The organism is Streptomyces sp. NPDC006294, assembly GCF_042870895.1.
Taxonomy (GTDB): Bacteria; Actinomycetota; Actinomycetes; order Streptomycetales; family Streptomycetaceae; genus Streptomyces.
Map to the genome: position 1 here is coordinate 202,403 of NZ_JBIAHV010000006.1, position 17,099 is coordinate 219,501.

Consider the following 17,099-nt stretch of genomic DNA (forward strand, 5'->3'; position numbering starts at 1 on the left):
GCCCGGTGCGGCGCCCCTCGGGGCGTCCCACCGGGCCGCCGGCACCCGCCCCGCCCTCTACGGCAGGCGCGCGACGCCACCCCACTCGATCCACTCGTCGGTCTGCTGCACCGGCGCCAGCTCGCTGTCGGGACGCCAGGTGGAGACCTCCACGAGCCCGGGCTCCAGGATCTCCAGGCCGTCCAGGAACGCGGCGACCTCGTGCTCCTCACGCACCCGGCCCCAGTGGTTGCCGGTGGCCTCCGCCATGAAGTCGGTGACGAACTTGCGGATCTCCGGCCGGTCGCTCACCAGCTGGCAGACGACCAGGAAGCTTCCCGGCGCCAGCCGGGCGGCGACCCGCCGCACCAGCGCGGCCGGGTCGTCCTCGTCCGGAATGCAGTGCATGACCGACACGAACAGGGCCGCGACCGGCTTGCTGAAGTCGATCAGCCGGCGGGTCTCCTCGTGGTCGAAGATGACGTCGGTGTCCCGCATGTCGGCCTGGATGACGGTGGTGCGCTCGTTCTCGTCGAGGAGGGCCCGCCCGTGCGCGAGGACGATCGGGTCGTTGTCGACGTAGACGACCCTCGACTCGGGATCGACCGCCTGCGCGACCTGGTGCACGTTGTCCTGCGTCGGCAGACCGGATCCGTGGTCGATGAACTGGCGGATGCCGTACTCGCTCGCCAGCAGCCGTACGACACGCCGCAGGAACCTGCGGTTGTTGACGGCGAGCGTCTTGGTGCTGGGAACCTGCTTCAGCAGCTCCTCGCACGCGTCGCGGTCCGACTGGTAGTTGTCGTCGCCCCCCAGGAAGTAGTCGTACATGCGCGCCACGCTGGGCACTTTGGTGTCGATGGCGTCGGGGCGCCACGAGCTCTGCATCCAGTCCTCACCCGCGTCGATGGAGATCCGGTCGTGTGGGGTCCACATGCTAGGGAGCACCGGGACGGCGGTACAGGTGGATGTCCGGCGCGGGCGGCCCCGCACGTCGGCTTTCGGCCACGGCGCGGCCGTACCAACTGTCCCTTTTTCACCAGGCGTTACGGGTTCTCACAGCGCGCCCCAGGAGTGGGCGCGGCTGCGCAGGTGGTCGTGGACGAGGGCCAGCGGCGGATGGACGAGGGCGCCCGTCCGTGTCGCCAGGTAGAGCGTGTTGAGCGGTGGCGCGACGGGCTCGTGGAGCAGTTCCACGGAGCCCGCGGACAGGGCCGGCTCGGCGAGGTAGCGGGGGAGCGCGCTCACTCCCGCGCCCGCGACGACCGCGGCCAGAACGGCGCGCAGGTCCGGGACGATCACGGCGACGCGGTTCGGCGGCCGGCGGTTGAACTCGCTCAGCCAGTAGCGGCGCACGATCGGCAGGTCGTCCGCGTAACCGACCAGCGGGAGATGCGACAGGGCGTCCACCGGGTCGCCGGCCAGCCGCGCGCTGTCGACGGTGCGGGCCAGGGACGGCGGACCGACCAGGACGAACTCCTCGTCGACGAGCGGTGTGGCCGCGATGTCCTGCTGCGCCGGTCTGACGGAGGACACCACCAGATCCACCTCGCCGGCCGCGAGCGCGGCCAGCAGGTCCCTGGCGAGGCCCAGCGTGACATGGATGCGCATCCCCCGGGTGGTCAGCGGCGCGAGCGTGGGCAGCACGCGCAGGGCGATCAGCTCGGCCGGCCCCGCGATCCGTACGGTCCCGACGTGGGCCGCCCCCGCCGACGTCGGCTCCAGTGCCGCGCGCAGCTCGTCGAGGCGCGTGCCGATGCGGGCGGCGAGGTCGGCCGCGTGGGCGGTCGGGGTGACGCCCTTGCGGGAGCGGACGAACAACTGCTCGCCCAGCTGCTCCTCCAGCCTGGCCAGCTGGCCGGTGACCGCCGGCTGGGTGAGGCCGAGCCGTTCGGCGGCCGCGGACAGCGATCCGCAGCGGTAGATCTCCACGAAGGTCGACAGCAGATCCAGACCTGGCACGCGACACCCGTTCCATAAGAAAACTTATGAGGCTCATGATGCCCGCGGACGGAGCGGGGGCAAAGCTGGTGTTGTCCCCCTCGACGCTGCGATCAGCAGCGGTCGCAGTACAGCCCCGAGTGAAGGAAGCAAGGACTCTCCATGTCGAAGATCCTCATGGTCGTATCCGGCGCCGACAGCCTGAAGCTGTCCGACGGCACCAGCCACCCCACCGGCTACTGGGCGGAGGAACTGGCCGCGTCGCACGAGGTGCTCCGGGCCGCGGGCCACGCAGTGGACATCGCGACCCCCGGCGGCGTCCGGCCGACCGTGGACGCCATCAGCCTCGACGAGCGCGGCGGCGTCGAGGAGGCCGACGCCCGGCGTTTCCGCGCGTACCTGGAGTCGATCGACGCCGAGCTGGCCCGGCCCGCCGATCTCTCCGGCGTGTCGGTGGCCGACTACGACGCCGTGTACATCCCGGGCGGTCACGCGCCGATGGCGGATCTCGCCGTCAGCACGGACGTCGGCCGGCTGCTCAACGACGCCGACCGCAGCGGGAAGATCGTCGCGGCGCTCTGCCACGGCCCGGCGGCGCTGCTCAGCGCCGTGGGGGAGGACGGCTCCTTCACCTTCGCGGGCCGTGAGCTGACGGTCTTCAGCGACGAGGAGGAGCAGCAGGGCGGTCTCGGCGACAAGTCGCCCTACCTGGTCGAGTCGCGGCTGCGCGAGCTCGGCGCGGTGGTCCGGCCGGGTGACGCGTGGTCGAGCCGGGTCGTCGTCGACGGCAACCTGATCACCGGCCAGAACCCGCAGTCGAGCGCGGACACCGCGCAGCGGGTGGTGGAGGCGCTGGCGGGCCGCTGACCCGGAGGCGGCCCGACGGGCCGGGCCACCGGTCCGAACGCCGCTACCCGGCGGCGGCCGGGGACACCGCCAGGGAGAAGGAGTGGCCCGCCGGGTCCGAATAGATGCGTTCCTCGTGGGGCCCGCGCCGGTTGTTGGTGTCCATCGGCCGGGCCCCCAGGCCGACCGCCTCCCGCTCCGCCGCGTCCAGGTCGCCGCGGCGGACGAGGATGCGCAGATGGGACTGCTGGGAGTCCTCGGGTCGTGGCCAGCTGGGCGGCGCGTAGCCGTGGTCACGGCGCATCGCGAGATGCACGCCGCCGTGACCGACGATCTCGATGAAGTCGGGGTCGCTGCCGACGCGTATCTCCGCGCCGAACAGCCCCGCGTAGAACTCCGCCAGTTCCATCGGCTCCGCGGCGTCGAGGACAAGGACGCTGGTCTTCTCTACGGTCATGCACTGCGGCTACCCGCTGCCACGCCCGGCATACGGAGTGCTCTGCGCGGTCTCCCGGCCTGACGGCGTGCGGACGGGCCGGGCGTCCGGGCGTTACGGACGCCGCCGCGCGGGCACCCGCCGCGCAGGAAGGCAACCTCGGAGCGTACGCGATCGGCCCCACTCGAACACGGACAGTGACCGTCGCGTTCGCAGGTCGGCTCCCCGAGGAGCAACATGGAACCGGCCCCCGTACGAACCGCCCTCGACGGCCGGACATGGTGATGAACGAGAAATCGACCCCTACAGCGACCCGCACGACCGCGTCCGCCGCGGTGTTCGGCGCCCCTTGCTGGGTCAGCCTCATGGCCCGCGACCTGCAAGCGGCCCAGGACTTCTACGGAGCGGTGCTCGGCTGGAAGTTCCGCAGGGGGCGGCTGGGGGACCAGTTCAGGGTCGCCGTCGTCGACGGCATGCCGGTCGCCGGGATCGGCGCGCTGGCCCCGGCGCTGACGGTGGCGGTCGCCTGGACCCCGTACTTCGCCGTCGAGGACGCCGACCGGACCGCCTCCCGCATCCGGGAACGCAGCGGCACCGTGGCGGTCGGGCCGCTCGCGCTGTCGCTGGGCCGCGGTGTGCTCGCGGCCGACCGGGACGGCGCCGTCTTCGGGCTGTGGGAGGGCGAGCTGATGCGGGACTGGCCGGCCTGGCGCGACAAGGCGCCCGCCTGGATCCGGCTGCTGGCCAGGGACGCCTTCGAGTCGGCGATCTTCTACGGCGAGGTGTTCGACTGGGCCTCCGGCCGGGAGGGCTGCTGCGACGTCAGCTATCTGGAGGACGCGGTCGTACTGCACCGCGAAGGACGGGTGCTCGCCCGGCTGACCTCGGGCGCGGACGGCACCGCGACCAGCCCGCTGCTCCATCCGCGCTGGCACGTCCACTTCGCGGTGAAGGACCTCGAAGGGACGGTACGGGCCGCCGGCCGCCACGGCGGCAGCGTCCTCGGCGAGCGGGCCACCTCGCACGGCGCGGAGGCCACCCTGCGCGATCCGGACGGCGCCATCTTCACCGTGACCGCCACGGACAACGCCGTACCCGAGTAGACGCCGTACCCGCCCAGCCGTCGGAAGCGACCGGAAGGATCTGCAGACATGGCACGCGCCGCTGTGTTCGACGTCGACGGGACACTGGCCGACACCAACCACCTCCATGTCGTCGCCTGGTGGGAGGCCTTCCGCCAGGCGGGCCACGAGGTGCCCATGCACGACATCCACCGCTCCGTCGGGCTGCCCGGCCAGGACCTGGTCGAGCACCTGCTCGGCGACGACCGGGACACCGGCCAGGACAGCACCCTCAAGGCCGCCCACAAGGCTCTCTACGGGACGTACTTCGACCGGCTGCCGGCCTTCGACCAGGCCGGGGACCTGCTGCGCGCCCTCGCCGGCGACGGCTGGCAGGTCGTGCTGGTCACCTCGGCGGGCGGCTCCGAGCTGGCGGCACTCCGGCGGGCCATCGACGCGGACGACGCCATCACCGCGACCGCGAGCGCCGACGACGTGGAGGAGGGCAAGCCCGCGCCGGACCCGGTCGAGCAGGCGCTGGAGCTGGCCGGAGTCGCGGCGTCGGACGCCGTGTTCGTCGGCGACACCGTGTGGGACATGCAGGCCGCCTCCCGGGCCGGGGTGCCGGCCGTCGGGCTGCTCTGCGGCGGTATCCCGCGTACCGCCCTGGAGGCCGCGGGCGCGGCAGCGGTCTTCGACAACCCGGCGGCTCTGCTCGCCCAGATCGAGACCAGCCCCCTCGCCGCCGGATAGCCCGACAGACCGAAGCCACGGGGCCCGGTCACGGCAGCACGGCTCAGTGCGCGCGGTGGCCCGCCAGCGGGGCCGTCCGCTCGCCCGCGCCCTTGCGGACCCCGCGCAGGAACTCCTCGATCGCCTCCGTCGAGCTGTGCCGCGGCTGCCACTCCAGTTCCTCCCTGGCCCGGTCGGTGCTCATCACCGGCAACCGGAGCAGGGCGTCGAACAGGTGCGGCGACGCCGGGACGGCACGCAGGTTCCAGGCGGCCGACAGCGCGGCGTGCACCGCCCGCAGCGGCACCCGGATCACCTTCGCCCCCAGCAGCTCCCCGAGCGCCGACGCGTCGATCACCGGCTCGGCGGCCAGATTGAACGCCCCGCGCGCGTCGAGGAGGACCGCCATCAGATACGCCTGGGCGGTGTCGTCGGTGTGCAGCACCTGGAAGCGCAGCCCCTCCAGGTCGGGGACGAACGGGAGCAGTGCCGGGTTGAGCAGCGGGCCGGGCAGGAACCGGCCCGCGAAGATCCGGCGCTGTTCGCTCGCCGAGGTCTCCTTGAACATGAAGCCGGGACGGATCCGCGCCACCCGTATCTCGGGATGCCGCAGCTCATACGTGTCGAGCACCCGCTCCACGTACGCCTTCTCCCGGCAGTAGGCCGCGTCCGGCCAGCCGTTCGTCGGCCACGACTCGTCGACGCCCGGACCGGTCTTGGGGCCCGGCGAGTAGGCGCCGACCGACGAGGCGTGCACCAGCACGGGCACCCGCGCCGTCGCGACGGCCTCGAAGAGCCGCATCGAGCCCAGTACGTTCGTCTGCCAGGTGGTGACGGGGGAGTGCGTCGGCTGGAACTGCCAGGCGAGGTGGATCACGGCGTCCGCACCGTCCAGTTGCCGTACGAGCGTCTCGCGGGCGTCCTCGCGCGACAGGTCCACGGACGCCCACTCCGTGCGCGAGATGTTCAGATCGGGGACCCGGCGCGCCAGACCGAGGACCGACGCGATCCGCGAGTCCGCGGCGAGCGCCCCGACCACGCTGGTGCCGACGTTTCCGGTGGCTCCCGTGACCACCACTCGCAGTCCTGTGTTCGCGCTCATCTGCGGCTCCGTGGGTTCCTGGGAAGCGGGCCGGCCGTCTTCCGGGTCCCCGGGCCGGCCGGACCGAAACGGATGAAATCGGCGGCAGTGGGCACCCGGGGGATCAAGAACCCGCCGGGCGGCGTCACAGGCCGCCCGCACGTCGGCGAGGGAGCCGCGAATGACCAGTGTGCCGGGAGTCGACCGGAGCGCGGACGCGCTCGTGCTCGCGCCGGGGGTCTACGCCCCGCAGAGCGACACGTTTCTCCTGGCGGACGCGCTCGGACGCGAACCGCTGAAGCCCGGCGCCGAGGTGCTCGACGTCGGAACCGGCACCGGAGCCCTGGCGCTGGCGGCCGCCCGCCGCGGCGCCCGGGTCACCGCCGTCGACAGGTCCTGGCGCGCTGTCGCGGCCACCAGGCTCAACGCGGCGCTGGCCCGCCGGCAGGTGCGGGTACTGCGCGGCGATCTGCTGGACCCGGCGGCGGACCGGCGCTTCGACCTGATCGTGTGCAATCCGCCGTACGTGCCCGCGCCGCGCCCCGGGGTGCCGCGTCGCGGTGCGGCGGTCGCCTGGGACGCGGGGCACGACGGCAGGGCGGTGCTGGACCGGGTCTGCGACGGCGCGGCCGGCCTGCTGCATCCGTCGGGCGCCCTGCTGATGGTCCACTCGGCGCTCAGCGGGGTGGGGGCCACCCTGGACCGGCTGCACGACGCCGGACTCGACGCCGCCGTAGTGGAGCGCCACGTCGTCCCCTTCGGACCCGTACTGCGTTCCCGTGCCGGCTGGCTGGAGCGCCAGGGGCTGGTCGCTCCCGGCGAGGACAAGGAAGAACTGGTGATCATCCGTGCCGAGCGACCCTGAGGAAGAAACCGTCCCCGCGCCCTGCCGGGTGACCGTGACCCGGGAGGGACCGATGCTCGTGGAGGGCCCCGTGGAGGTCGTGCTCGAGGACGGGAGCACCGTACGGTCCGACCGGTTCACGGTGGCGCTGTGCACCTGCCGGCGGAGCCGGACGTACCCCTGGTGCGACACCAGCCACCGCCGGCGCGGCAGGAGGTGACCGATGGCGGACCGTACCCCCGAACCGGGGACCGGCCCGGAGGGCGAACTGCCCGGCGCACGGGGCGAGCTGTCGCAAGGAGTGCTCACCGCCCTGCGCGGCCCCGCCGGCGGCCCAGTGCCGCCCCTTCGCGTCGCCCGGGCCGCCGATCCCTTCGGGGACGACCTGCAGCTGGCTCTCTACCTCTGCTACGAGCTCCACTACCGGGGCTTTCGCGGGGTCGACACGGCCTGGGAGTGGGAGCCCGGACTGCTCGGCCTCCGCGCGGCGATGGAGGGCCGCTTCCTCGCGGCGCTCCGCGAACGGACCGCCGGCCACCCCGACCTCGACGAGGCCCTGGACGAACTGCTCGTGGAACCCGTCGACGGCGCCGGGGTGTCGCACTTCCTGATGGAGGAGGGACAGCTGTGGCAGCTGCGCGAGTACGCGGCCCAGCGCTCGCTGTACCACCTCAAGGAGGCCGATCCGCACGCCTGGGTGATCCCGCGGCTGCGCGGGCGGGCCAAGGCGGCCTTCGTGGCGGTGGAGTTCGACGAGTTCGGCGGCGGCCGCGCGGAGCGGGTGCACGCCCGGCTGTTCGCGGACCTGATGGCGGACCTCGGGCTCGACACCGCCTACGGCCGGTACCTCGGCGCCGCCCCGGCCGAGATGCTCGCGACCGTCAACCTGATGTCGCTCCTCGGACTGCACCGGGCCCACCGCGGCGCCCTGGTGGGGCACTTCGCCACCGTGGAGGTGACGTCGTCGCCGGGTTCGCGGCGGCTCGCGGAGGCGATGCGCCGCACCGGGGCCGGTCCGGCCGCCGAGCACTTCTACGCGGAACACGTGACGGCGGACGCCGTGCACGAGCAGATCGTGCGCCGGGACGTCATCGGCGGGCTGCTGGCCGACGAGCCGTCGCTCGCCCCCGACATGGCCTTCGGGATCGCGGCCACGGCCTTGCTGGAGGACCGGCTCGCCGAGCGGCTCCTGACCGCCTGGCGCAGCGGTTCCACCAGCCTGCGGGCCCCGCTGTGAACCCTGCGACACGCCCCGAGAACGGGGATTGCGGCGCGCCGTGATGCGTCCCCGTACCGACGACTACCTACAGTAGCCAGCTGTGTGGCGGACTGGACCGCACCGGTTCACAATGAGGCACCGGACGGACCTCGCTCCGCCGTGTCAGGGGGCCGCATAAACCGGGAGACCACGATGCTGATGCCCGACACGAGTGTGATCACCAGGCTGATTGCCCGCTACCGGGCGCAGGAACATTACGTCCTCGCCGCTCCCCACGACGACTCCGCCCGGAGACGGTTCGAGGACACGGCCTACACCCTGTGCGTGCTCATGTGCGAGCGCACGGCCCGCGAGGCGCTGCTCGCGGCGGAGACGTATGTGGGCCGCATCCGGCAGGGCGCCCAGACCGTGGGTGAGGGCGCGGCATCCGGCGGGCGCTGAGGGGGGCCGTACACGACGGCGCACGGCGTCCGGGCGAGGGAGCGGGGAAGGACCGAGGTGTCTGAGGTTGGCTCGAGGCTACGCACACCGGTGGCCGGCATCGTCAGCCGGCGCAAGGAGCCGGCCGTCGTGCAGACGCTGCGGTCGGCCGCGGCGGCGACCATCTCCTATGTGGTCGCCCTGCAGGTGGTGGACAGTCAGGTCCCCCCGCTCACCGCGCCGCTGACCGCGCTCCTCGTCGTCCAGGTCACCCTCTACGCCACGCTCACCACCGGCGTGCGACGGGTGAACTCCGTCGTCGTCGGCGTGCTCATCGCCATCGGCTTCAGCGCACTGGTCGGACTGTCGTGGTGGAGCCTCGGGCTGATCATCCTGGCCTCCCTGATCGTCGGCAGATTCGTGCGCGTCGACGAGTTCGTCCCCGAGGTCGCGATCAGCGCCATGCTCGTCCTCGGCGTGACACAGGTGGGCGACGCCGCCTGGGACCGGGTGCTGGAGACCCTCGTCGGCGCCGTCGTGGGGCTCCTGTTCAACATCCTGCTGGTGCCCCCGGTCTGGGTCGAGGCCGCCGGGGACTCGATCGAGGATCTCGGGCGGCGCATGCGCCGGCTGCTGCTGCACATCGGCGAGGAGCTGACGACCCACACCCCCGTAGAGCGGGCGGCCGCCCGGCTCCACGAGGCGCGCAGGCTCGACAACGACATCGCCGGGGTCGACGCCGCCCTGCGGCAGGCCGAGGACAGCCTCCGCTTCAACCCGCGCGTCAAAGAGGGCCTGTTGCACCGCATCGTGCTGCGCACCGGCCTCGACACGCTGGAGATCTGCGCCGTCGTGCTGCGGGTGCTCGCCCGCACCATCACCGACCTGGCCAAGGAACGCCGCGACGAGGACCTGTTCGGCCACGAGATCGGCGTCGCCCTCGAGGAACTCCTCTCCCATGTCGCCGACACGCTGGTGAGCTTCGCCGTCCTGGTCACCACCCAGACCAGCGAGAGCGCCGACGCCGCGGAGGAACGGCTCACCGGCGAGCTCGCCGCCGCCCGCAGCAGCCGCGACAACGCCGCGGAGCTGCTGCTCCAGGGGATCCAGCAGCAGCCGCGCCAATGGCAGCTGCACGGGGCGCTGCTCACGGAGATCGACCGCATCCTCGACGAGCTCGACATGGACCACCGCTCCCGGCGCCTCATGGAGGAACTCGACCGCCACACCCGGGAACGCCGGGAGAAACGCCCCCGGTTGTCGGCGCTCCGCGACTGGCTGTGGGGCCGCACGACGCTGGCGCCGCGCCCCTGACGGGGGCTTACCGGGGTCGCTGCCCCCGGGGCGCTGCGCCTCGATCTCCCCCTACGGCCTGGCGGCCGTGGGCGGTGCCCCCAGCGGGGCTGGAGCTTGCCGGTCGAGTCGGGGCGCTGCCCCGAGCCCCGCGCCTCAATCGCCGGCGGGGCTCGAGTTGCCTTCGTGGGCGCCCTTGTTTCGCACAGGGAGACACCAGGCATGCCCGCCGGGCTGGGTTGCCGCCGAGCGGCATTTCCAGCCCGGCCCGGGGGTGCTCCCCCTACGCCTGGCGGCGCAGGAGGTGCCCCCACCCACGGCCGCCAGGCCGTAGGGGGAGTTTGAGGCCACCGCGCGGAGCACGCGGTACCGGGCCCGGCGAAGCCCGGCCCGAGCCGCCCACCGGCACGGGCCCTCGGCGGAGGCCCCACGCGGGGGAGGCGCGCATACGGACCCGCCGCGTCAGCCGGCGCCCGGCGGTTGCGGGGCGAGCAGGAAGCCGTCCGCCGGGCGGGTCGGGATACGGCTCAGCGGGATCGACAGGTCCTGCGGCGGCACCCCGTAGTCCAGCCGGGCCAGCCGCAGCGAGAGGACCTTCAGCAGGGCGACGGTGATGTCCTCCCCGGGACAGCGGTGCCCCGTCGCCGCGTCCCCGCCGCCCTGCGGGATCAGCAGCTCGCTCCCCACCGGCCCGCCGCCCTCGAAGCGCGCGGGATCGAAGACGTACGGGTCGGGCCACAGATCCGGATCGTGATGGTGGCCGTACACGTCCAGCAGGACGAGCGTGCCCTCGTCGATCCGCTCGTCCCGCCACCAAAGATCCTTCGCGGCGACCCCGCCGAGGAACGGCACGAACGGATAGAAGCGGCGCACCTCGTGGGCGAACGCCTCCGCGTACGGCGGGCCGGAGGTGCGCAGCGGTTCCCGGTGGTGCGGCCACCGGTGCAGCGCGTGGGCGGCGAACGTCACGTACCAGGCCACGGCCGCGGTCGGCCGGATGACGTTGAGCACCTCGACCGCCGCGGTGTGCGGGTCGAGGAGGCTGCCGTCCGCGTCGCGGTGCACCGCCACCGCGTGCAGCGCCGAGTCCGCCGGCACCGGCCCGTCCGAGCGGATGTGCTCGATCAGCGAGCCCAGCCGTTCCTCCTGGCGGGCGCGGGCCCTGCGGGCGCGCAGATGCCGTGGGCCCGCCGTGGCGAACCCGTCGACCATCGCCACCAGATCGCGGGCCGTCGCCCGGCCGCCGTCCTCGTACGGCACGCCCGCCCAGTCGCAGACCGCGCGGGTGATCACCACGCTCGCCTCCGTGAACAGCTCGATCCGCGGCTCGTGCGCCCACTGCGCGGCGGCCTCGTCCCATCGGGCGCCGGCGCGTTCGGCGAGGTCGTCCACCGACGCCGGGTCCTTCAGGAGCGAGACGAAGAGCGCCTTGCGCGCCCGGTGCCGCTGCTCGTCGAGCGTGTGGACCGCACCACGGCCGAAGAGGGTGTCCAGGACGGGCCCGGGCAGCGCGGAGCGGCGTCGGATGTGCTCCTCGTCGTAGAAGAAGCGCACCGCCTCCGGGCCGTGCAGGGCGACGGCCGGACGCCCCATCAGACGGGTGCGGACGACCGGACCCTCGCCGCTGCGCCGCCGCAGGTCGGGCAGCCAGGCGTATCCCTGGGCGAGAGCGGGGAGGGTGGCGTCCGGGCGCAGGATCTCGCGTAGTTCCATGCCGGACAGCTTCCCCGTCGCGGCTACGGAATGCACCGATTTACGCCGGTACGGTCACTCTCTGCGCCGGTGCTCCCGCAGACTGCGGCCTCTGCTGCGGACGACCTCCTCGGCCACGACGCTCAGCTTGCGGTTGCTCCGCTGCGAGAACCGGCGCAGGACGTCGAACGCGTCCGCGGGTCCGCAGCCGAGGGCGTGCATCAGGATGCCGCTGGCCTGGTCGATCACGGCACGCGAGTCGAGTGCCGTCTCGAGCTGGTTCACCTGGGCGAGCGCCGCCCGGTAGTGGTGGTCGCGCACCAGTTGCTGGGCGAACTGCTCGCCCAGCACGACGACCGGATGGAGCGCCAGGTGTTCGAACGCTCCCGGCCGGAAGCTGTAGAGACTCAGCGTCAGCTCCACCTCGCTGCGGCGGAACGGCATCGTGACACTGGACCGGATGCCCGAGTCCAGGGCCGCGGCGCGGTAGACGGGCCAGCGCTCCTCGTCGAGCAGGTCGGCGGCGGCGACGGGCTCGCCGGCGTCCAGGGCGCTCGACGTGGGCCCCTGGCCCGAGTCGAACTCGACCGAGAGCAGACTGGTCAGATCGGGGTGCGTGGCCGCGGCACGGCGTTCGGACGCACCGTCGGCGACCGTGGTGGCGGCGCCGCAGCAGGTGTCCACGCAGCGCATCGCCGCTTCACTGAAGTCCGAGAGGTCGCGTGCGGTGGCCGCGGGATCCACGACAGGGTCCGGCGGGGTCAGCATGTGCATTCTCCTTCCCGCCGGTGCGGCTGCCCGTCTCGGTCCCGGACAAACCCCTGGCCGGGGCCGTGCGGACGCTCCGCGTCGGATAACTTGCTCCCATGGCGGAGATCGATGAGTTCGGTGACGGCCTTGAGGACTTCATCCGCCGGGTGGGTGAGCTCCGGGCCGCGCGCGGACTCCCCCCGGAGGAACAGCAGACGCTGCTGGACGCCACCCTCTTCGAGCTTCAGCATGTCGCCGAGACCCTGTGGCCCAAGTACGAGCAGCTCGCCGGCCAGGGGCCGGCGCGGGCTGCGGCGGACCGTACCGAGCTCCAGCTGCTGCGGGCGCTCTTCCAGCGGCTTCCGCTGCCCGTGGCCCTCATGGGCGGTGACACGGTCGTCAGGCGGATGAACCTCGCCGCCACGGACCTCACCGGAGTACGCGCAGGCTTCGCCGCCGGCCGGCCGCTCTCCGGCCTGCTCAGACCCGGCGACCGGGGCGCGCTGCGGTCGCAGGCGGCGGCCGTCGCCCGGGGCGAGGGCCCGCGCAGCCTGCGGCTGCACCTGCAGCACCGGCCCGACGAGACGCTGCGCGCCACGCTCACCGCCCTGCGCCCGCCGAACGAGCCGCAGCCGGCCGTGCTGATGGTCCTTCAATCGGTCCTTCGGTCCGACACGGCGGCCGCCGCCCCGGCCGGCACCGGAGGGGCGGGCGACCCGAATCCCGGGCCGCAGGCCCCCGGCACCCGGCTGCGCCGCGCCACCGCCCCCGACCTCGCGGAGGCGGCGGGCCACGCCGCCCAGATGGACCTGCTCGACGCGATGACCACCGCCCTGCTGCGGGCGCCGGCCGGTGACCCGGAGGCCGCCCTCGCCGCGGCGGCGGCCGTCCTCGCCGCCCATGGCGCCGACTGGGTCGTCGCCGATCTCGCGACCGGCGGCGCCCTGCGCCGGACGGCCGTGCTGGGGCCGGCCGGCGACGAGGCGGCCGGCGTCGCGGCGCGGATCTCCGACCAGGACCCGGCCGGCTGCCCGATCGTCGTCGAGTGCGCCGCCGAGGGTTCGCCCGTACTCCAGGTCAGGCCGGACGACCTCGACTCGTTCGGACGGGACCGGGGCGGCGACTCGGTGCTCGTCCAGGCCGACGTCACCTCGCTGATGTGCGTGCCCCTCAGGGAGCCCGGTGGCGACGCGGGCGGCGGGGTGGGGCCCGTGCTCGGCGTGCTGTCGCTGTTCCGCAGCGGCGGCACGCCGGCCTTCTCGATGGCGCAGGCACGGGCGTTCGACGTCGTCTCGCGGCATGTGGCGCTCGCTATGCGGCGTTCCGCATGACCTGCTCGGACGGCGCGGTTCCGTCGCGCATGACCTCGTTCCGCAGCTGATCGCAGCTCCGGCTGATCAGCCGGGAGACGTGCATCTGGGAGATCCCCAGCGTGTGGGCGATGCTGCTCTGGGTCATGTCGCGGAAGAAGCGCATGTAGAGGATGTTCTGTTCCCGCTCCGGCAGCTTGCGCAGACCGGGCTTGACCGCCTCCCGGTCGACGAGCACGTCGAGGGCGGGGTCGGCGGAGCCGAGGGTGTCGCTCAGCGAGTAGCCGTCGTCGGCGCCCGGCAGCTCCGCGTCGAGGGAGAGCGCGGTGAAGCTCTCCAGCGCCTCCAGGCCGACCAGTGCGTCCTCCTCGGAGACTCCGGCACGCTCGGCGATCTCCGCCACCGTCGGGGCGCGGCCCGAGATGGTCTGGACGAGGTCCTGACGGGCGAACCGGACGCGGTTGCGCAGGTCCTGCACGCGTCGGGGCACATGCAGGGCCCACATGTGGTCGCGGAAGTGCCGCTTGACCTCGCCGACGACGGTGGGCACCGCGAAACTCTCGAAGGCGCCGCGGGAGGGGTCGTACCGGTCGACGGCCTTCACGAGGCCCAGCGCGGCGACCTGCTGGAGGTCCTCGAGCGACTCGCCCCGGTTGCGGAACCGGCCGGCGATCCGCTGGGCCATCGGCAGCCAGGCCGACACGATCTCCTGGCGCAGTTCCTGCCGCTCCGGTCCGTCGTCGAGTTCGGCCAGCCTGCGGAAGGCCTCGGCGGTGTCGGGAGCGTCGGAATGAGAGTGCTTGGTGTGTGCGAACGTGGGCATGATGTCGCGACTCCCTGGGATCTGGGGGTTGCTGTGCCGGAATCACTCACCCGGGGGAGACGGACAGGGGCCTGACGCGCCCGGAGCAATCCGCTCCCACGGGGCGTGCCTCCTGTCCGAAGCACAATCCGCACCTGCCCGGGCGGGTGGGGGCGAAACCTCTCACCCCACGGCAGGGACGTCGATCCGGGCCTCCACCGGCAGGTGGTAGACCGCGAACGCGTGCCCGATGACCGGCTGCGCGACATTGCGCACCTTCACACCCCCGGCGGTCATCCCGTGCTCGGTCCCCAGATGGGCGTGGCCGTGCACGGCGAGGTGCGCCTCCGCCTCGTCGACCGCCTCCGCGAGCAGATAGCTTCCCAGGAACGGGTAGATCTCGGGCGGTTCCCCGGCGAGGGTGTCGGGCACCGGCGAGAAGTGCGTGAGAGCGATCCGCACGTCGCACCTCTGCTCCTGGAGTTCCAGCAGGGAACGGGCCAGATCGGCCGCGCAGCGGCGGCTGTAGCGGACGAACGCCTTCATCTCCGGCTCGCCGAACTCCCCGGCGCTGCGGCCCGCGAAGCCGCCTCCGAACCCCTTCGTACCGGCGATGCCGACCTTGGCGCCGTCGACGTCCAGCACCGTGCTCCCGCCTTCGAGGACCGTGACGCCGGCCCGCTCCAGCACGCCCGCCACCTCGTCCTGGAGGTCGCTCTGGTAGTCGTGGTTGCCCAGCACCGCGACGACCGGCACGGGCAGGTCCGCGACCTCGGCGGCCACCACCTCCGCCTCCTCGAGGGTGCCGTGCCGGGTCAGGTCCCCGGCCAGCAGCAGCATGTCGGCGCGGTCGCCGAGCGTCTCCCACGCGGGGCGCAGCAGGCCCCGGCTCTCGGGTCCCAGATGGATGTCTCCCACGGCGGCAACACGGATCACTCGAACTCCTCGGGCCGTTCGGGGGCCGTCGCGCAGGCGACCGTGAGGTCGGCCCGCACCGGCAGCCCGCCGAGTTCGGTCTCTGCGATGCGCAGGATCTCGGTCCTGCACGCGGCGGTGGAGACGGTGCCCCAGAGGTGCACGTAGCCACCGCGCATGTCGATCTGGACCCCCAGTTCGGAGATCTCGTCGCCGGCGAGACGGTCGCGCAGCCGCTCGATCCGGTACTCGGATGCCTCAGGGTGCTTCATCGGGCGCCTCCTCGGACGTCCTGTGCTGCCGCGGTCCGCGCGCCGGCCCCGCCTCCCGCGTCGGGATGACGTCCAGCCGCTCCAGCAGATAGAGGAACGCGTCCGGCATCGGCGAGGCCGAGTGGTCGCGGCGCAGCCGGTCCCAGTCGACGCGTTCGCGCAGCGCTCTGGCGACCGGGAGCAGCGCGCCGAAGTCGCAGTGGTGCTCGGACAGTGCGGTCAGCCGGCTCTCCAGCAGGTCGGACGGGGCGAGCACCGGCATGTGCACGGAGTCGACGGGGAGGATCTCGGCCCGGTCGAGCATCTCCTTGGTGACCGGGCGGTGGGCCAGTTCGAAGATCAGGTCGATCTCCTCGCCGCCGGCCCTCGCCTTCACCAGCCAGTCCTCCGGCGGGGAGACGACCTGGATGCCCCCCTCGATGAGGGTCTGCACCACGCCTTCCGCGTCCTGCCTGCGCAGACAGAAGTCGGAGTCGTGCTGCAGCCGGGTCGGGACACCGTGTGCGTAGGCGGCCACGCTGCCGACCAGAGCGAACGGGTAGCCCGACGCCTTGAGCAGTGCGCCCACCTGTTTCGTCGCCTGCAGGATGGCCTGGGTGTGGTCCTGCGGCAGCTCTTCGGGGGCGCTCGCGGCCACCGGTTCGGTCACCGCCGCACCGAGGCCTTCGTACGACCCGGTAGCCGGGGGCAGAGTTTCCGGCCGGGCCGCGTCCTGGGTGTGGTTCATCGCCGGTGCTCCGTCCTCGTTCCGTCGGAGATTCTCGTGAAGTCGCTGTCCCACGTATGTCGCTGCCCTTCACATGTGCCGTGGGGGATGTCGTGAGGACACGACACGTACCCCGTTGACGGCGATCGATCCGTGTTCGGGGGTTCGCGCTCTGCCGGGTGGGACTCGCGGCGGGCCGTACGGTGCGGGGCGGTGTGGAGCCGTGTGTGGCGGGTACCCGCAGGCCCCGGGCTGTCACGGTCGCCGCCGTGCGGCAGTCGGGCAGTCGTCATTGCGTCAGTCGTCATGCGTCGTCATGCGTCGGGTCAGCAGTCGTCCTGCCGGTGGTCGTGGACGCCGGCAACGAGCGTCGAGGAGGCGGAGGCCCATGGTCTCGGGAGCGACCAGGCAGTCGGGGGAGGAATCGGCCTCCGGCGGTGAGCGGTTCGGCGTCGTCACCAGGCAGCGGGGCGGCACGGCCGTCCTCTCCCTCAGCGGGGAGCTGGACCACGACACCGCGGAACCGCTGCGCAGAGCCCTCGCGCAGCAGGTGCGGCTGGGCGCCAGGCGGATTCTCGTCGACTGCGGCGGGCTGGAGTTCTGTGACTCCACGGGGCTGAACGTCCTGCTGCACGGGCGGCTGGACGCCCGCGAGGCGGACGGGCGCGTCGACTTGGCCGCGCTGAGACCACCCGTCGCCCGCATGTTCGAAATCACTGGGGCGCACGCGGTGTTCCAGGTGTACGCCGGCGTGGAGGAAGCGCTGGCCGACGAGCGGTCCCTCTGAGCCGGGGAGGCCT

The 17,099-nt window shown here is 73.0% G+C and carries 20 protein-coding genes; 10 read left to right on the forward strand and 10 right to left on the reverse strand.

The genetic code is table 11. The annotated features are described in order from the left end of the window. Positions 1–57: 57 nt before the first annotated feature. Both ACFYOP_RS12610 and ACFYOP_RS12615 read right to left on the reverse strand, forming a co-directional pair. Positions 58–867, reverse strand: coding sequence for an SAM-dependent methyltransferase (locus tag ACFYOP_RS12610; RefSeq protein ID WP_356896265.1), 810 nt, complete (start codon positions 865–867; stop codon positions 58–60). Positions 868–1,035: 168 nt separating this feature from the next. Continuing rightward, positions 1,036–1,941, reverse strand: coding sequence for a LysR family transcriptional regulator (locus ACFYOP_RS12615; protein ID WP_356896125.1), 906 nt, complete (start codon positions 1,939–1,941; stop codon positions 1,036–1,038). Positions 1,942–2,082: 141 nt separating this feature from the next. On the opposite strand from ACFYOP_RS12615, the gene ACFYOP_RS12620 reads away from it, so the two are divergent. After that, a complete protein-coding gene (locus ACFYOP_RS12620) occupies positions 2,083–2,787 on the forward strand; it encodes a type 1 glutamine amidotransferase domain-containing protein (protein ID WP_356896127.1) in 705 nt (234 codons plus the stop codon). A 43-nt stretch (positions 2,788–2,830) separates the two neighbouring features. Here ACFYOP_RS12620 and ACFYOP_RS12625 read toward each other — a convergent pair whose 3' ends face one another. After that, positions 2,831–3,223: a VOC family protein gene (locus ACFYOP_RS12625; RefSeq protein WP_356896129.1), complete on the reverse strand. Its 393-nt coding sequence runs from the start codon at positions 3,221–3,223 to the stop codon at positions 2,831–2,833. Positions 3,224–3,486: 263 nt separating this feature from the next. Here ACFYOP_RS12625 and ACFYOP_RS12630 point away from each other — a divergent pair, with 263 nt between their 5' ends. Beyond that, the gene (locus tag ACFYOP_RS12630; protein ID WP_356896131.1) at positions 3,487–4,305 is read left to right on the forward strand and encodes a VOC family protein; all 819 of its coding nucleotides are present in this window, start codon (positions 3,487–3,489) and stop codon (positions 4,303–4,305) included. A 48-nt stretch (positions 4,306–4,353) separates the two neighbouring features. Continuing rightward, positions 4,354–5,016 carry an HAD family hydrolase gene (locus ACFYOP_RS12635; RefSeq protein ID WP_356896133.1) on the forward strand — a complete coding sequence of 221 codons (663 nt, stop codon included), beginning with the start codon at positions 4,354–4,356 and terminating at the stop codon, positions 5,014–5,016. 43 nt (positions 5,017–5,059) lie between these two features. Here ACFYOP_RS12635 and ACFYOP_RS12640 read toward each other — a convergent pair whose 3' ends face one another. Then, a complete protein-coding gene (locus ACFYOP_RS12640; RefSeq protein WP_356896135.1) occupies positions 5,060–6,097 on the reverse strand; it encodes an SDR family oxidoreductase in 1,038 nt (345 codons plus the stop codon). Positions 6,098–6,257: 160 nt separating this feature from the next. On the opposite strand from ACFYOP_RS12640, the gene ACFYOP_RS12645 reads away from it, so the two are divergent. The 5 genes from ACFYOP_RS12645 (at position 6,258) to ACFYOP_RS12665 (ending at position 9,873) form a co-directional block, all read left to right on the forward strand. Then, positions 6,258–6,941, forward strand: coding sequence for a HemK2/MTQ2 family protein methyltransferase (locus tag ACFYOP_RS12645; RefSeq protein WP_356896137.1), 684 nt, complete (start codon positions 6,258–6,260; stop codon positions 6,939–6,941). 52 nt (positions 6,942–6,993) lie between these two features. Continuing rightward, the gene (locus ACFYOP_RS12650) at positions 6,994–7,140 is read left to right on the forward strand and encodes a CDGSH iron-sulfur domain-containing protein (RefSeq protein WP_388451422.1); all 147 of its coding nucleotides are present in this window, start codon (positions 6,994–6,996) and stop codon (positions 7,138–7,140) included. A gap of 3 nt (positions 7,141–7,143) precedes the next feature. Then, positions 7,144–8,157, forward strand: coding sequence for an iron-containing redox enzyme family protein (locus ACFYOP_RS12655; protein WP_356896141.1), 1,014 nt, complete (start codon positions 7,144–7,146; stop codon positions 8,155–8,157). Positions 8,158–8,331: 174 nt separating this feature from the next. Further along, positions 8,332–8,580, forward strand: coding sequence for a DUF5133 domain-containing protein (locus ACFYOP_RS12660; protein ID WP_356896143.1), 249 nt, complete (start codon positions 8,332–8,334; stop codon positions 8,578–8,580). Positions 8,581–8,670: 90 nt separating this feature from the next. Further along, positions 8,671–9,873 carry an aromatic acid exporter family protein gene (locus ACFYOP_RS12665; protein WP_356896145.1) on the forward strand — a complete coding sequence of 401 codons (1,203 nt, stop codon included), beginning with the start codon at positions 8,671–8,673 and terminating at the stop codon, positions 9,871–9,873. Positions 9,874–10,314: 441 nt separating this feature from the next. On the opposite strand, the gene ACFYOP_RS12670 is transcribed toward ACFYOP_RS12665, so the two are convergent. Both ACFYOP_RS12670 and ACFYOP_RS12675 read right to left on the reverse strand, forming a co-directional pair. Beyond that, complete coding sequence (locus tag ACFYOP_RS12670; RefSeq protein WP_356896147.1) at positions 10,315–11,565, reverse strand: cytochrome P450; 1,251 nt, start codon at positions 11,563–11,565, stop codon at positions 10,315–10,317. A gap of 54 nt (positions 11,566–11,619) precedes the next feature. Further along, complete coding sequence (locus ACFYOP_RS12675) at positions 11,620–12,312, reverse strand: GAF and ANTAR domain-containing protein (RefSeq protein WP_356896149.1); 693 nt, start codon at positions 12,310–12,312, stop codon at positions 11,620–11,622. A gap of 98 nt (positions 12,313–12,410) precedes the next feature. Here ACFYOP_RS12675 and ACFYOP_RS12680 point away from each other — a divergent pair, with 98 nt between their 5' ends. Further along, a complete protein-coding gene (locus ACFYOP_RS12680; RefSeq protein WP_356896151.1) occupies positions 12,411–13,625 on the forward strand; it encodes a PAS domain-containing protein in 1,215 nt (404 codons plus the stop codon). Here the strand turns inward: ACFYOP_RS12680 and ACFYOP_RS12685 are convergent. From ACFYOP_RS12685 to ACFYOP_RS12700, 4 genes are all read right to left on the reverse strand, one after another. Then, positions 13,606–14,427, reverse strand: coding sequence for an RNA polymerase sigma factor SigF (locus ACFYOP_RS12685; RefSeq protein WP_356896153.1), 822 nt, complete (start codon positions 14,425–14,427; stop codon positions 13,606–13,608). The two genes, ACFYOP_RS12680 and ACFYOP_RS12685, sit on opposite strands and share 20 nt — an antisense overlap. A gap of 162 nt (positions 14,428–14,589) precedes the next feature. Further along, complete coding sequence (locus ACFYOP_RS12690) at positions 14,590–15,342, reverse strand: metallophosphoesterase (protein ID WP_356896155.1); 753 nt, start codon at positions 15,340–15,342, stop codon at positions 14,590–14,592. Further along, positions 15,339–15,593: a BON domain-containing protein gene (locus tag ACFYOP_RS12695; protein ID WP_356896157.1), complete on the reverse strand. Its 255-nt coding sequence runs from the start codon at positions 15,591–15,593 to the stop codon at positions 15,339–15,341. Before ACFYOP_RS12695 ends, ACFYOP_RS12690 begins: the two co-directional genes overlap by 4 nt. Further along, positions 15,580–16,320, reverse strand: coding sequence for a nucleotidyltransferase family protein (locus ACFYOP_RS12700; protein WP_356896159.1), 741 nt, complete (start codon positions 16,318–16,320; stop codon positions 15,580–15,582). The genes ACFYOP_RS12695 and ACFYOP_RS12700 overlap by 14 nt, the downstream gene beginning before the upstream one ends. A gap of 367 nt (positions 16,321–16,687) precedes the next feature. Here ACFYOP_RS12700 and ACFYOP_RS12705 point away from each other — a divergent pair, with 367 nt between their 5' ends. Beyond that, a complete protein-coding gene (locus ACFYOP_RS12705) occupies positions 16,688–17,086 on the forward strand; it encodes an STAS domain-containing protein (protein WP_356896161.1) in 399 nt (132 codons plus the stop codon). The last annotated feature ends 13 nt before the right edge of the window (positions 17,087–17,099 follow it).